The sequence below is a fragment of the Streptomyces sp. AC1-42W genome, assembly GCF_003248355.1.
Lineage (GTDB): Bacteria > Actinomycetota > Actinomycetes > Streptomycetales > Streptomycetaceae > Streptomyces.
On the sequence record NZ_QKWY01000002.1, the window covers coordinates 1,643,679 to 1,657,670 of the forward strand.

Here is a 13,992-nt window from a genome sequence, read left to right on the forward strand (position 1 = left end):
CGGCACGACTTGTTGACCGAGCGTCTACCAGCGTGTGAACCTGCCAACTGGGCCGGGAGCCCGCCGACTTCCCGATATCCGCGAGGCGAAGGAGCCGTCCGTGTCGACCCACGACCTCTACACCACCGCCCCCGAGGAACCGCTGTGGACGGTGCCGGCCACCGGCGCCGCCCGCTTCAGCTGGGACTACGACGACGGCCGCGAACGCCTCCTCGCCCTCTACCAGAAGGGCAAGGACAAGCAGTGGGACGGCAACAAGCGCATCGACTGGAGCCTGGAGGTCGACCCGTCCGACCCGCTCGGCACCCCCGACGAGGCGCTCACCCTGTACGGCACCCCGCACTGGGCGAAGATGACCGAGAAGGACCGGGGCGAACTGCGCAAGCACTACACCGCCTGGCAGTTCAGCCAGTTCCTGCACGGTGAGCAGGGCGCGATGATATGCGCCGCCCGCATCGTGGAGTCCGTCCCCGACCTGGACGCCAAGTTCTACTCCGCGACCCAGGCGATGGACGAGGCCCGGCACGCCGAGATATACGGCCGGTTCCTGCACGAGAAGGTCGGGATGCTCTACCCGGTCAACGACAGCCTCCAGGGCCTCCTCGGCGACACCCTGCGCGACTCCCGCTGGGACATGCCCTACCTCGGCATGCAGGTCCTCATCGAGGGCCTGGCGCTGGCCGCGTTCGGCATGATCCGCGACACCACCACCAAGCCGCTGCCCAAGCGGATACTCGCCTACGTCATGCAGGACGAGGCCCGCCACGTCGCCTTCGGCCGGATGGCGCTGCGCGACTACTACAAGCAGCTCGGGGACGCGGAACGGCGCGAGCGCGAGGAGTTCGTCATCGAGGGCTGCTACCTGATGCGCGACCGGCTCAGCGGGGTGGAGGTGCTGGAGAACTTCGGCATCGGCCGGAAGGAGGCCAAGGACCTCTCCGAGCACTCCGAATTCCTCCAGCTCTTCCGCAAGCTGCTGTTCAGCCGCATCGTCCCCTGCGTCAAGGACATCGGCCTGTGGGGCGAACGGCTCCAGAAGGCGTACGTGGACATGGGCGTCCTCGAACTCGGCGACTCCGACCTGGACCTGCTCATGGCCCAGGACGAGGAGATAGCCGAACGGCTCGACCGGGACCGCTTCGCGGCCGAGGAGGAGGCCAGGGTCGCGGAGGTCGCCGAGGCGATCGCCCAGGGGGACGCCGGCGCCTGAGCCGGACGCGTCGCCCTACTCCGAGACCTCCACGATCTTCCCGTCCTCGTCCAGCGTGTGGGTGTTCCAGTACGTCCACCACGTGTCGTCCACATGCTCCGGGACCTTGCCCTCGGGGTAGCGGGCGTACCCCTTCGGCGGCTCCTCGCCGTCCTTGACGCACGCGCTGCCGGTGCTGCCCACGTACAGCACCGGGTACTCCCCGCCGGAGCAGACCGCGTCCGCCGTCGAGCAGGCGGAGGTGAGCAGGGCCAGCGCCCCGCCCGTCACGGCGAGGGCGGCGGCGGTCCGCAGACGGCGGCGGGCTGTACGCATGATGACTCCTGGTTCAGGGGGTGGCTCGTCGCACTCCAGGCTGCCGCCTCGGCGCCGGACCGCCCTGAGTACGCGTACTCACGTACGGAAACGACGTACTCCCGCCGACAGGGCACGCTCCACCGCGCGGGCCGCGCCCAGCAGTTCCGCGTCCCGGCCCCGGTCGGCCACCAGCTGGAGCCCGACCGGGCAGCCGTCCGCCGTGAACCCGGCGGGCACACTGGCCGCCGGATGCCCGCTCAGATTGAACGCCCAGGTCAGCGCCGTGGAGAAGGTCTCGCCCGGACCCTCGTGGCCGTGCGGGCGGTTGGGCGTGACGGGTGTGAGCAGCAGGGGCGTACGGGCGAAGAAGGCGTCGAGGCGGCGGTCGTTCTCCGCCCGCGACTCCGCCTCGCGCGGTGTCACGTTCCCGCCCCGCACCGCCGTCCAGGCGTCCACCGGGTCCAGCAGAGCGCAGCCGCCCACGGCCGTCCGCACCACCCCGGCCGCCTCCAGCCGCCGCACCGCCCCCCGCACCACGGCCGCCACATCCGGCTCGGTGTCCGCGAAGCCCAGGTCAGGGCTGTACACGGCGGCGAGCGGAAGCCGCGGCGCCACCGGCGCGTACCCGTCCAGGACACAGCGCAGATACGTCTCCGCCGCGTCCGTCGACGCCGCCAGCACCCCGGCCGACGCCAGCCCCGAGCGGTCCGGCGAGGGCAGCAGCCCGTTCGTCGTCTTCAGCCCGAACACCCCGCACCAGGCGGCCGGGATACGCACCGAGCCCGCCCCGTCGCTGCCGGTCGCCAGCGCCACCAGGCCCGCCGCGACCGCCACCGCCGAACCCGCCGACGAACCGCCCGGCGTCCGGTCGGGCCGCCACGGGTTGACGGTGCGGCCGTGCGCGCCGAGCCCCCATGTCTGCCAGTACGTCCCCGGACCGGGCACCGAGGTCGAGCCGACCGGGACGCCACCGGCCGCGATCAGCCGGCCGGCCGCGTACGAGCGGATGCCGGACGGGCCCTTCACCGCGAACGGCAGCCCGGCAAGCGGGAGTCCGGACGCGGCCGACAGCCGGGCGAGCGCCTCCTCGGGCCAGACGTCGAGGAAGGCGCACAGCCTCCGGTCCTCGCGCTCGATCGCGGCCAGCACCGCGCGCAGTTCCCCGCGTATGTCCTCGTGAGCCGTCACCGGTTCAGTCTCGCAGGGCCGCCTCCATCACGGCACGGGCGATCGGGGCCGCGCTGCCGCCGCCGCTGATGTCGGCGCGGTCGGCCTCGGCGTCCTCCACGACCACCGCGACCGCGAGGAGTTCGTCATCGAGGGCTGCTACCTGATGCGCGACCGGCTCAGCGGGGTGGAGGTGCTGGAGAGCTTCGGTATCGGCCGGCAGGAGGCCAGGGACCTCTCCGAGCACTCCGAATTCCTCCAGCTCTTCCGCAAGCTGCTGTTCAGCCGCATCGTCCCCTGCGTCAAGGACATCGGCCTGTGGGGCGAACGGCTCCAGAAGGCGTACGTGGACATGGGCGTCCTCGAACTCGGCAAGGGGGACGCCGGCACCTGGGCCCGTCTCCGCCGGGGGACCGCCCCCTGGTCCCCGATCCGCCTGCCGTGCCCGCTTCGTTCCCGGTGCCCGGATTCCTGCTCAGTGCCCCAGATCCGTCGAGGCGCGGACGACGAGCCGGGGTGCGAACCGCTCGACCCGCTCGGCCCGTTGGCGGACGGGTGCGGCAAGCAGCGACAGCGCGCGTTCCGCCATGGCGGACAGCGGATGCCGGATGGAGGTGAGGGGCGGGTCGAGGAGCCTCAGTATCTCGGTGTCGTCGAATCCGGTGACGGCGATCTCGTCGGGGACGGACACCGACGCGCGATGCAGTGCGGTCACCAGACCCACGGCCAGGACGTCCGCGCCGCAGACGACCGCGTCGACCCGGTCGCGTTCCTCGACGATGCGGCGGGCCGCCGTGCGACCGGCGTCGGTCGTGAAGCTGGGCTGGAGAATGGTGGTGGCGTCCTTCCCCAGCAACTCGGTGAAGGCGGCGAGTCGTTCGGCGCCGGATGAAGACGCCTGGTCGGCCGCCACAAGTGCGATCCGGTCCCGTCCGATGCCGCGCAGATGCTCGACGAGGAGTCGTACGGCGGCCGCGTTGTCGAGCGTGACGGCGACGGTTCCCGAGTCCTCGGCCCATCGGTCGAAGAGCACGACGGGGCGGCGGGTGGCCGCCTTCCTCAGAGCGGGGCCCGACTCGGCCGCGGACACGGGGACGACGAGCAGGCCGTCCACGGGGCCGCTCAGCAGGGCGTCGATCTGCTCGGCCTCGATCCCGGGATCATTCGCCGCGTCCGAGAGGACGAGCGTGCCGCCCGCCGCCCGCACCCGGCGCGCGATGGAGTCGGCGAGCTGGACGAAATAGGGGTTGGCGAGCGAGGGGACGACGACGCCCACGGTGCCGGTGGTCCCCGTACGCAGCGCCCGTGCGGAGTGATTGGTCCGGTAGCCGAGGCGGCGAGCGGCCTCGGCCACCCGGCGCGCGAGTTCGGGGTCGACGTTGCGCGGGGTGCCGGCGAGGACGCGTGACGCCGTTGCGCGGGAGACGCCGGCGGCCTCGGCCACGTCGATGAGTCGGGGCGCAGGCACGTGAACGTGTCCTTCCCGGTCGGTGAACTGGACGGTGAACGGATCACGGCGGGCGCCGAGAGATCTTGGCAGAGAGTACTTGACGGCCGGGATGCCCTGATGGAGCATGTGGGAGATCGATCTCCCAAGGAGTGCACATGCCGTCCATCACCGTTGTCGGTTCGGTGAACCGCGACCTTGTCCTGACTGTCGAGGACCTGCCGCGCCCCGGCGAGACGGTGCTCAGCAGCCACTTCGTGAAGGGGGTCGGCGGCAAGGGGGCCAACCAGGCCGTTGCCGCCGCCCGCCTCGGTTCGCGGGTCCGGCTTGTGGCCCGGACCGGCACGGACGGCGCCGGCATCCTCGGCGCGCTGGAGTCGGAAGGCGTGGACGTCGCCACCGTGCGTACCGACAAGGAGGCCCCGACCGGGATCGCCGCCGTGGTCGTCGACGCGGCCGGTGAGAACTCGATCGTCGTGCATGCGGGTGCCAACGCCCGGCTCGGTGTCGGGGACCTGCCCCAGCGACTGGTTCGCGTGCCGGGCGAGGTTGTCGTCGTCCAGCACGAGATCGCTTCCGAGGTGGTGGACGCAGCGGTTCTGCGCGCCCGCGGGCAGGGCGGTATCGTGGTACTGAACCCCGCCCCGGCCCGTCCGGTGGCGCGGGAGACGCTCGCCGCCGTCGATGTCCTGGTCCCCAACCAGGGCGAACTGGCCACGCTGCTCGGTGTCGACCGGCCCGCCACGGTGGACGCCGTCCGCGTCCTGCTGGAGAACGCGGACCTGCCTTGCCGGGCCGTCGTGGTGACACTGGGCGCGGACGGAGCGGTCCTCAAGGAAGCCCACAGCACACAGACCACACATGTTCCCGCGCCGCTCGTGGACGCCGTCGACACCGTGGGTGCCGGCGACACCTTCTGCGGCGCACTCGCGGACGCCCTCGGGCGCGGCGAGGATCTCGCGTCCGCCGTCGCACGCGCGGTGCGCGCGGCCTCGCACGCCGTCACCGGCCTCGGCGCGCAGTCGTCCATGCCGTATGCGGCACAACTGGACGCACCGGCGGTCATCGCCGCCTCCTGACCCCCCGCAGGGCATCAACAGCACAACGGAGAACCACCCATGAGGAACCTCAAGATCGGCGTGTTCGAGAACGCGCAGACCAACGCGAGCGGCACCGCGACCTGGCGTCACCCCGACAGCAAGCGGCACCTGTTCGACACCTTGGAATACTGGCGCGAACTCGCCGCTGTCTGCGAGGACGCGAAGCTGGACTTCCTGTTCCTCGCCGATGCCTGGGGCTGGTCGGAGATAGCCGGTACCCGTCCCCCGATCGCCACGGAGGAGACGCTCGACCTGCCGCGGCTCGACCCGATGGTGGTGGCGTCGGCCCTGCTGTCGACCACGAAGAACCTGGGCCTGGTCATGACGGGGTCGGTCCTCGTGGAGCCGCCGTACGCCTTCGCGCGACGCATGGCCACGATCGACCAGCTCTCCGGCGGCCGGGTCGGCTGGAACGTGGTGACGACCGGCACCGCCGACACCGCCGTCAAGGCGTTCGGCATGGACATGGTGGCCCATGACGACCGGTACCGCATGGCCGAGGACTTCCTCGACCTGGTCTACAAGTACTGGGAGGGCGCCTGGGAGCCGGACGCCCTGGAGAAGGACAAGAACGGCCGGTTCGCCGACCCGGACAAGGTGCACCTGATCAAGCACGAGGGCCCGTTCTTCCGCTCGGAGGGGTACGGCAACACGGCGCGCTCCCCGCAGGGCACGCCGGTGCTGTTCCAGGCGGGCGCCTCGCCGGCCGGCCGCCGTGTCGGCGGACGACACGGCGAGTGCATGTTCGTGGGCAGCGGCTCGATCGAGCAGCTCGCGGGGCACACCTCCTCCATCCGCGAGGAGGCGGTCAAGGCGGGCCGCCGCGCGGACGAGGTGAAGGTGATGTCGGCCTTCTCCTGCGTGGTCGGTGCCACGACTTCCGACGCCGAGCGGCGCTACCAGCGGATTCTCGACGCCCAGCGGCCGGAGGTGACCGTCGCCAGCTACGCGATGTTCACCGGTCTGGACCTGTCCTCGTACGCTCCGGAGACACCGATGACGGAGCTGTCCACCGAGATGTCGCAGACGCAGGTGGCCCGTTTCGCCGGCAAGACGGTCGGTGACGTCCTCGCCGACTGGCACACCCATGGTGTCGGCGCGCGCCCCGTGGTGGGTACCGCGGAGGAGATCGCGGACGAGATCTGCGCGCTCGCCGAGGGTGCGGACCTGGACGGTTTCCTGCTCTCCCCGGCGATCCAGCCGGCCTCGACCACGGACTTCGTGGAGTCGGTTCTGCCGATTCTGCGGGAGCGCGGCGCGTTCCGCGGCGAGTACACGGAGGGCGAGAGCCTGCGCGAGCGGCTCACCGGCGCCTCGGACCGTGCGCTGCCGGCCAGTCACCCCGCCGCGCAGTACCGGCACTGAGCAACACCCAGCGGCAACGAGAGAAAGTCGAACACCATGGTCACGTCTGCCCCACACCAGTCCGGCGCCCTGGCACCGGTACCCCTGGATGCGGCCACACTGCGGCAGGCATTCGGGGCGTTCCCGACCGGCGTCGTCGCGATCGGCGCGGTGCGCGGCGACGAGCCGGTGGGCTTCGCGGCGAGCTCGTTCGTCTCCATTTCGCTGGAGCCACCCATGGTGGCCATCAGTGTGGCCCGCACCTCGACCACCTGGCCGCGTCTGTCGTCGGCGCCCGTCGTGGGGCTCAGCGTGCTCAGCGGTGAGCAGGGTTCCCTCTGCCGGCGGCTGGCCTCCAGGAACGCGGACCGTTTCGAGGGTGTCGCCTGGCGGGCCACGCCCGAGGGGGGTGTCCTGATCGAGGACGCCGCGCTCTGGCTGACCGCACGCGTGGGGGCGAGCTACGACGGTGGTGACCACGAGATCGTGCTCCTCGAACTGCTGACGGTGGAACTGTTCTCCGGTGTGGAACCGCTCGTCTTCCACACCAGTCAGTTCCGGGAGCTCGCCCCCCATGTGTAACCGCCCGGACGCCCGCGCGCCTCTCACCGGTTCCGTGGTGCACGGTGCCGGCCGAGGCCGCGGGCTCGGGTTCCCCACCGCCAATATCGCGGCCGACCCCGGATCACCGGTCCCGCCGCCCGCGATCTACAGCGGCTGGTTCGTACGGCGATCGACCGGCGGAGTCCACCGCGGGACGATCAGCATCGGGTCCAATCCCACGTTCTGCGACACGACGGACGTACACATCGAGGTGTACTGCCACGACGCGGCCGGTGAGCTGTACGGAGAACGTGTCGTCGTGTGGTTCGTGGAACGCATCAGGGACACCGTCAAGTTCTCGTCGGTCGATGCCCTGGTGCGCGCCGCACGGCAGGACGTGGTCCGGTCGGACGCTCTGCTCGCCTCCGATCGTGGACAGCGCGTCCTCGCCGAAATCCGCACCGCTCTCAGGCCGGCCGCGTCCGCCTGAGACTCATTCCCCGCTGGGTCCGGCACTTCCGCCGGACCCGGCGCACCCCTACCCGGCCCCACCCGGACACCCATCTCAGCCCTGCTCACGGACAAAGGTGTTATTCATGAGCGCACTCGAGTGGTTGAACCAGCAGTTCGACCTGTTCGGCATTCCCGTCTACTGGTCGGACTTCCTGGGCAACATCCTGGCCCTTGCCACGGTCTGGCTGGCGTTGAAGCGTTCGCTCACGGCCTGGCCGGTGCAGATCCTCGGCTCAGTCCTGCTGCTGATCGCAAGCCTCAACGTGCATCTCGGAGGCAACGCGGCGCGGCAGGTCGTGATCATCATATCAGCCTCGTGGGGCTGGGCCACGTGGAAGCGGAGCAGGGAGAAGGAGGGCTCGATCAACGTTCGCTGGGCCTCCGGCCGCGAGCGCCTGGTCCTGATCGCGGCCATGGCTCTGGGCACCTTCGGCTTCTCGGCTCTGCTCAACGCGACCGACGCCTCGTTCTATCCGGGCGCTCCCATGTGGATGATCCTCGCGGATGCCTGGATCTTCATCGGCTCGATTCTCGCGATGTACACACAGGCGCGGCGTTACATCGAGTTCTGGTTCGTCTGGCTCGCCGTCGATCTCGTCGGAGTGCCGCTCGCCATCTACTCGGAGCTGTACTTCTCCGGCATCGTCTACGCGATCTTCTTCGTCATGGTCGTCATGGGCATCCGCGACTGGGCCTCCCGCAGCAAGGGCCAGGACGTGTCGTCACCGATGGAACCCACCGTCGTGCTGGAGAGCCGCACCGGAGCGTCGGCCGTCTCCTCGCCGGCCGGCGGCCGGACGGAGCCCGAACCCGCAGGCGACGCCCGTCCCGCGGGCTGACCCCGGACCCCGGTAGCCCGTGCCCGTTCGCCGGTCGGCCCCAGGGCCTGTATCGAGTTCCCCGTCGTTCGCCCGCCGTGCGGACGGGGAACTCGATACAGGCCCCGGAGCGTGTTCCGAACGTGCCGCCTGCCGGGCGGACGGCGCTACTCTCCGAACACGCCCTGGTCGCGCAGGGCCGCCTCCATCACGGCACGGGCGATCGGGGCCGCGCTGCCGCCGCCGCTGATGTCGGCGCGGTCGGCCTCGGCGTCCTCCACGACGACCGCGACCGCGACCGCCGGGCGGGCCGCGCCGTCCGCCTGCGCCCAGGAGATGAACCAGGCGTAGGGCAGGTCCGAGTTGTCCACGCCGTGCTGGGCGGTGCCGGTCTTGCCGCCGACCGTCGCCCCGTCGATCGCCGCGTTCGTGCCCGTACCGTCCCGCACGACGTCCACCATCATCTGCCGCAGCCGCGTCGCCGTCAGCGGGTTCATCGCCCGGTGGTACGCACGCGAGCCGGTGGTGCGGACGGTGGCGCCGTCGTGCCGGGTCGTCCGCTCCACCAGATGCGGATACATCAGCTCCCCGCCGTTGGCGACGGCCGCCGCCACCAGCGCCATCTGGAGCGGGGTCGCCGTGGTGTCGAACTGCCCGATCGAGGACTGGGCCAGCTGGTCGTCGCTCATGTCCGTGTCGAAGTTGCTCGCCGCCACCCCGGACGGGATGCGCAGCCCGGCGTCGTTGAAGCCGAACCGCTCGGCCGCCGCCACCATCCCGTCGAGCCCGACCTCCACACCCAGATGTGCCATGACGGTGTTGCAGGACACCCGGATCGCATCGGCCAGCGACGCCTTCTCGCAGCCCCGCGACTCGTTGGGCAGCACGGTCGACGTGCCCGGCAGCACGTACGGGGAGGGCGTGTCGGTCGCCGCGTCCGGATCGGTGACGACCTCCGCGTCCAGCGCCGCCGCCGCCGTCACGATCTTGAACGTGGAGCCGGGCGGATACGTCTGCCGGATCGCCCGGTTCAGCATGGGCCGGCTCGCCGCCCCGTTCAGCTCCCGCCAGGCGTCCGTGACGGACGAGCCGGTCCCGGAGAGCCGCCCGGGATCGTACGACGGGGTGGAGACCAGGGCCAGCACGCGCCCCGTCGCCGGTTCGACGGCCGCGACCGCGCCCCGCCGGTTGCCGAGCCCCTCGTACGCGGCCCGCTGCACCGCGTCCCGGACCGTCGTGACGACGTCCCCGCCGGGCTGCCGGTCCCGGCTGACCTCGCCCCACAGGGGGAGCGGGGCCAGCAGCGGATCGGTGCCCGAGAGCACCGGGTCCTCGGCGTTCTCGATGAGCGTGGTGCCGTACGTCTGCGAGGCGTAGCCGGTCACCGGCGCGTACAGGGGCCCGTAGCGGTAGGTGCGTTCGTACGCCAGCTGCTCGCCGGTGTCCACCGAGCCGGTGACGGGCCGGCCGTCCACCAGGATGTTGCCGCGCGGCTGGTCGTAGCGGGCGATGGTGGTGCGCCGGTTGGCCGGGTTGGCGTCCAGCTCGTCGGCCTCGAAGACCTGCACGCGGGCCGCGTTCGCCAGCAGGGCCACGAGCAGCAGCAGGCAGAACGCGGCGGCGTGCCGGATGTAGCGGATCACCACCCGCCCTCCGCGACCGGCGCCACGATCCCCGCGTCCGCCTCCTGCGGCGCGGGTCTGCGGGCCAGGTCGCTCACCCGGATCAGCAGGGCCACGATGATCCAGTTGGTGACCACGGACGAACCGCCCTGCGCCAGGAACGGCATCGCCATCCCGGTCAGCGGGATCAGCCCCATCACCCCGCCCGCGATCACGAACACCTGGAGCGCCAGGATCGACGCCAGCCCGATCGCCAGCAGCCGCCCGAACGCGTCGCGCAGGGCGAGCCCGGCCCGGAACCCGCGCGCCACCAGCAGCGCGTACAGCAGGAACACCGCCGTCAGGCCGACGTACCCCAGCTCCTCGCCGGCCGTCGCCAGGATGAAGTCGGACTTGGCGGCGAACCCGATGAGGACGGAGTGCCCGAGGCCGAGCCCGGTACCGAGCATCCCGCCGGCCGCGAACGCGAACAGCGACTGGGCGAGCTGGCCCGGCCCCCGCCCGGCGTCGATCGAGGCGAACGGATCGAGCCAGTCCTGCACCCGGCTGTGCACATGCGGTTCGAACGAGCCCACCACGAACGCGCCGACCGCCGCGAGCAGCAGCCCCACCGCGATCCAGCCGGTCCGGCCCGTCGCCACGTACAGCAGGATCACGAACAGGCCGAAGAACAGCAGAGAGGTGCCCAGATCGCGTTCCAGGACCAGCACCCCGACACTGATCAGCCAGATGGCCACGATCGGCCCGAGCACCCGCCCGGTGGGCAGCTGGAGCCGCCAGATCCTGCGCCCGGTGTACGCGAGGGCGTTGCTGTTGGCCGCGAGATAGGCGGCGAAGAACACCGCGAGCAGGATCTTGGCGAACTCACCCGGCTGGAAGGAGAACCCGGCGACCCTGATCCAGATCTTCGCCCCGTTCACCGCCGGGAAGAAGATGGGCACGATCATCAGGACGAGAGCGGCGGCCACCGAGAGATACGCGTAGCGCTGGAGCACCCGGTGGTCGCGCAGGAACACCACCACCGCGATGAAGAACGCGACGCCGATCGTGGACCAGATCAGCTGCGTCGTCGCCGCCCGGTCGCCCGGCGTCTCCAGGTCCAGCCGGTAGATCAGCACCAGGCCCAGCCCGTTGAGCAGCACCGCGATCGGCAGCAGCAGCGGATCGGCGTACGGGGCGCGCAGCCGCACCGCGAGATGGGCCAGCAGCGCGAGCAGCCCCAGACCGCCCGCGTACCCCGCGACATCGGGCGGGACCGCGTCGTCGTGGGCGAGACCGACCGCGGCGTAGCCGTAGACGGAGATCAGGACGGCCCCGATGAGGAGCGAGAGTTCCACGCCGCGCCGCCTGGGCAGGCGCGGTTCGGGCGGGCGCGCGTCCGCCGTCGATGCGGTCATGCCCCGCAACGTAGCAAGAGGTGGGGGTCATATCGGTCATGTCGGGACGCGGAGCCGCCGGGTGCGGGGCTCGCGTCTCCGCCGGTCACCGCTGGTACGGGTTCTGCCCCTGGCCCGGCGCGCCCGGCGCGTACCCCGGCTGCGGCGCCCCGCCGAACGGGTTGCCGTCCTGCGACGCCACGTGCTGGGACAGCAGCTGATCGGCCTGCTCCGCGGGTATCCGCTGCTCGCCGCCGCAGAACGTGCACTGCGTGGCGAACTTCGTCGAGATCGGGAACAGCGGCACGAAGAACAGCGTGAACTTCGTGATCCGCTTGCGCAGCGTGTGCGCCGCCGGATTCCCGCACCAGCCGCACACCAGCGTCAGGATCGCCAGCTGGTACAGATAACCCCGCGTACCGAAAATGATCATGTGGGTTCCTTCCCCGTCTTCCCCGCGAGCGCCCGGCGGCACAGCGCCAGCAACTTCTCGTCCGTGTACGTGTCATGGCTGCCGTGCACCCCGTCGGTGGCGTTGTGACGGCGTACGGAGGCGAGTTCGGCCCGCAGCACCCGCGCCGCGTCCGGCTCCGCACCGGCGGGCCTCATCCGCGCCAGGCACTCCGCCACCCGGACCCGGACGTGCCGGTTCTCCTCCCAGGCCGCCAGCAGCACCGGAAGGGACTCGGCGGCCCGCCCGGAAACCTCCCACAGCGCGATCGCCGCGTCCACCCGCAGCCACAGCTCCCGGTGGCGCAGCAGCCCCCGCAGCCGGGGCACGGCCGTCGCCGCCCGCTCGCCCAGGCCGCCCAGCGCGTCCGCCGCCGCACGCCGCGCGTACACGTTGTCCGCCCTCAGCCCGCCCAGCAGCGCGGGCAGCACCGCCTCGGCGTCCCCCTCCACCGCCCACAGCGCCCCGGCCGCCTCGACCGCCTCCTGCGAGCCGTCGCCCCGCACCAGCCGCCGCAGCTCGGGAACCGCGCAGCCGGCCGCGGGCCCGAACGCGGCGAGGGCCCGCAGCGCCGCCGTACGCAGCCACTCGCCCCGGACCTCCGGCGCCTCGCGCAGCACCCGCAGCACCTCCGGCGCGGCCTCGCCCGCCCGCAGCGCCGTGAGCCCGCTCAGCAGCGGGCCGACCCGGTCGTACGCCCGCTCGTCCAGCGCCGCACCGGCCAGCCGGCGCCGCAGCACCCCGGCCAGCGGCCGGGCCACCTCGCCCAGCCGCGCGATGCCCGGCCCCACGTCGTACGGCACCAGTGGCTCGTCCAGGGCCGCCGCCAGGACCGGCAGGGCGCGGGCATCGCCCAGCCGGGCCAGGGCCCGCGCCGCGCCGCCCAGCTGGGTGCGCCCGTCCGGCCACCGCCTGACCCAGCCGGCCGGGTCGGACGCGACCTGTTCCGCCAGCGCCTCCGCCGCCGGGGCGGCCAGCCCGAACAGCCCCTCCAGCACATGCGCGGCGGCCTCGGCCAGCTTCGGCTCGGGCGCGGCGAGCTGCTCGCCCACCAGCCGGACCAGCTCCGTGTACGAGCCCCGCCAGCCGCCGATCAGCCCGTTGGCCATGCGCACCGCGTCGACGCGCTGCCAGGGGTCGGGGCTGCGCAGCTGGTCGGCCAGGAGCACCGTCCGGTCCGCGACCCGGTCGTCCAGCCCGGCGTGCAGGGTGCGCAGCAGATCGGCGGTCCAGGGCGCCGTCCGTCCGGCGCTCTCCTCGGTGGACAGCGCCCGGATCTGCCCCAGCAGCGTCACCGGGGCGGCCTCGGCGGCGGACCCGGCCGGCTCCGCGCCGCGCGTCCTGGGCCCGCCCGGACCGGGGGAGGCGCGCAGCTCGGCCAGCAGCCCGGTGACCACGGGCACCACATCGCCGGGCAGCGCGCGCGGTGCGCAGCGGGCCAGCTGGGCCAGGGCGGCCAGCCGCAGCCCCGGCGGGTTGGCCTCGGCGACCAGCCGGCCCAGCCAGTCACCGACCGCCCCGGCCAGCGGGCGGTGCCGCAGCGCGAGCCGCCCGGCCGCCTCGACCAGCGCCAGCCGTACCTCCTCGTCCCGCTCCGCCGCCTGCCGGGCCCGCAGCAGGGTCAGCACCCTGGCGGGGTCGTCGTGCAGGGCGGCCAGGGCGAGCGGGGCGCTCTGCCGTACGCCCGGATCGTCGTCGGCCAGCAGTCCGAAGAAGACGCCGGCGCCCGCCGAGACGGCCGCCGCCGCCATCGCGTAGTTGGCCGCGCCCTCCGCCTCGTCCTCGCCCAGCTCCGCCTCGTCGTCCTCACCGAGGTCGATGCCGCCGATGCTGGTCAGCAGCTCGACTATGTCGCCCCGGTCCGGGACGGCGGGGTCGGTGACCAGTTCCAGCAGGAAGGGGATGCAGGCGAGCGTGCACGGATAGACGTCGCCCTGGTGGTGCACCGCCCCGTACATCCCGTCCAGGGCGCGTTCGCGTTCCGCCGGATCGGGGGAGGCCAGCCCCCGCAGCAGGGCGGGCACATCGTCCGCCGGCCCGTAGGCATGCTCCATCGAGGCCCAGTCGACCTCGTCGATCCCCGCGAACACGCCATCGCCTCCCC

The 13,992-nt window shown here is 72.3% G+C and carries 13 protein-coding genes and 1 pseudogene; 7 read left to right on the forward strand and 7 right to left on the reverse strand.

Annotation, left to right across the window (positions count from 1 at the left end; genetic code table 11):
* The first annotated feature begins 100 nt into the window (after positions 1 to 100).
* Entirely contained in the window at positions 101 to 1,210 is a 1,110-nt protein-coding gene (locus DNK56_RS25475; RefSeq protein WP_111338167.1) for a ferritin-like domain-containing protein, read from the forward strand.
* A gap of 15 nt (positions 1,211 to 1,225) precedes the next feature.
* Here DNK56_RS25475 and DNK56_RS25480 read toward each other — a convergent pair whose 3' ends face one another.
* Both DNK56_RS25480 and DNK56_RS25485 read right to left on the reverse strand, forming a co-directional pair.
* Positions 1,226 to 1,525 (reverse strand): SCO0607 family lipoprotein, encoded by a 300-nt coding sequence (locus DNK56_RS25480; RefSeq protein WP_111338168.1) that lies wholly within the window; start codon positions 1,523 to 1,525, stop codon positions 1,226 to 1,228.
* A 78-nt stretch (positions 1,526 to 1,603) separates the two neighbouring features.
* Positions 1,604 to 2,695: an amidase family protein gene (locus tag DNK56_RS25485; protein ID WP_446750397.1), complete on the reverse strand. Its 1,092-nt coding sequence runs from the start codon at positions 2,693 to 2,695 to the stop codon at positions 1,604 to 1,606.
* Between the two features lie 106 nt (positions 2,696 to 2,801).
* On the opposite strand from DNK56_RS25485, the pseudogene DNK56_RS36210 reads away from it, so the two are divergent.
* Positions 2,802 to 3,047 (forward strand): annotated as a pseudogene (locus DNK56_RS36210) (aminobenzoate oxygenase); the annotation flags it as partial.
* Between the two features lie 102 nt (positions 3,048 to 3,149).
* Here the strand turns inward: DNK56_RS36210 and DNK56_RS25495 are convergent.
* A complete protein-coding gene (locus DNK56_RS25495) occupies positions 3,150 to 4,142 on the reverse strand; it encodes a LacI family DNA-binding transcriptional regulator (protein ID WP_111339590.1) in 993 nt (330 codons plus the stop codon).
* Between the two features lie 137 nt (positions 4,143 to 4,279).
* On the opposite strand from DNK56_RS25495, the gene DNK56_RS25500 reads away from it, so the two are divergent.
* The 5 genes from DNK56_RS25500 to DNK56_RS25520 all read left to right on the forward strand — a co-directional run bounded on the left by DNK56_RS25500 (position 4,280) and on the right by DNK56_RS25520 (position 8,460).
* Positions 4,280 to 5,200: a ribokinase gene (locus tag DNK56_RS25500; RefSeq protein WP_111338169.1), complete on the forward strand. Its 921-nt coding sequence runs from the start codon at positions 4,280 to 4,282 to the stop codon at positions 5,198 to 5,200.
* A 39-nt stretch (positions 5,201 to 5,239) separates the two neighbouring features.
* Positions 5,240 to 6,586, forward strand: coding sequence for an NtaA/DmoA family FMN-dependent monooxygenase (locus DNK56_RS25505; protein ID WP_111338170.1), 1,347 nt, complete (start codon positions 5,240 to 5,242; stop codon positions 6,584 to 6,586).
* Positions 6,587 to 6,622: 36 nt separating this feature from the next.
* Complete coding sequence (locus DNK56_RS25510) at positions 6,623 to 7,147, forward strand: flavin reductase family protein (RefSeq protein WP_111338171.1); 525 nt, start codon at positions 6,623 to 6,625, stop codon at positions 7,145 to 7,147.
* Positions 7,140 to 7,598: a riboflavin kinase gene (locus DNK56_RS25515; RefSeq protein ID WP_111338172.1), complete on the forward strand. Its 459-nt coding sequence runs from the start codon at positions 7,140 to 7,142 to the stop codon at positions 7,596 to 7,598. Before DNK56_RS25510 ends, DNK56_RS25515 begins: the two co-directional genes overlap by 8 nt.
* A gap of 106 nt (positions 7,599 to 7,704) precedes the next feature.
* Positions 7,705 to 8,460: a nicotinamide mononucleotide transporter family protein gene (locus DNK56_RS25520; RefSeq protein WP_111338173.1), complete on the forward strand. Its 756-nt coding sequence runs from the start codon at positions 7,705 to 7,707 to the stop codon at positions 8,458 to 8,460.
* Between the two features lie 146 nt (positions 8,461 to 8,606).
* On the opposite strand, the gene DNK56_RS25525 is transcribed toward DNK56_RS25520, so the two are convergent.
* From DNK56_RS25525 to DNK56_RS25540, 4 genes are all read right to left on the reverse strand, one after another.
* Positions 8,607 to 10,082, reverse strand: coding sequence for a penicillin-binding transpeptidase domain-containing protein (locus DNK56_RS25525; protein WP_111339592.1), 1,476 nt, complete (start codon positions 10,080 to 10,082; stop codon positions 8,607 to 8,609).
* The gene (locus DNK56_RS25530; protein ID WP_111338174.1) at positions 10,079 to 11,458 is read right to left on the reverse strand and encodes an FtsW/RodA/SpoVE family cell cycle protein; all 1,380 of its coding nucleotides are present in this window, start codon (positions 11,456 to 11,458) and stop codon (positions 10,079 to 10,081) included. The genes DNK56_RS25525 and DNK56_RS25530 overlap by 4 nt, the downstream gene beginning before the upstream one ends.
* An 85-nt stretch (positions 11,459 to 11,543) precedes the next feature.
* Positions 11,544 to 11,870: a zinc-ribbon domain-containing protein gene (locus DNK56_RS25535; RefSeq protein ID WP_111338175.1), complete on the reverse strand. Its 327-nt coding sequence runs from the start codon at positions 11,868 to 11,870 to the stop codon at positions 11,544 to 11,546.
* Complete coding sequence (locus DNK56_RS25540) at positions 11,867 to 13,978, reverse strand: PBS lyase (RefSeq protein ID WP_111338176.1); 2,112 nt, start codon at positions 13,976 to 13,978, stop codon at positions 11,867 to 11,869. Before DNK56_RS25540 ends, DNK56_RS25535 begins: the two co-directional genes overlap by 4 nt.
* Positions 13,979 to 13,992 lie beyond the last annotated feature (14 nt).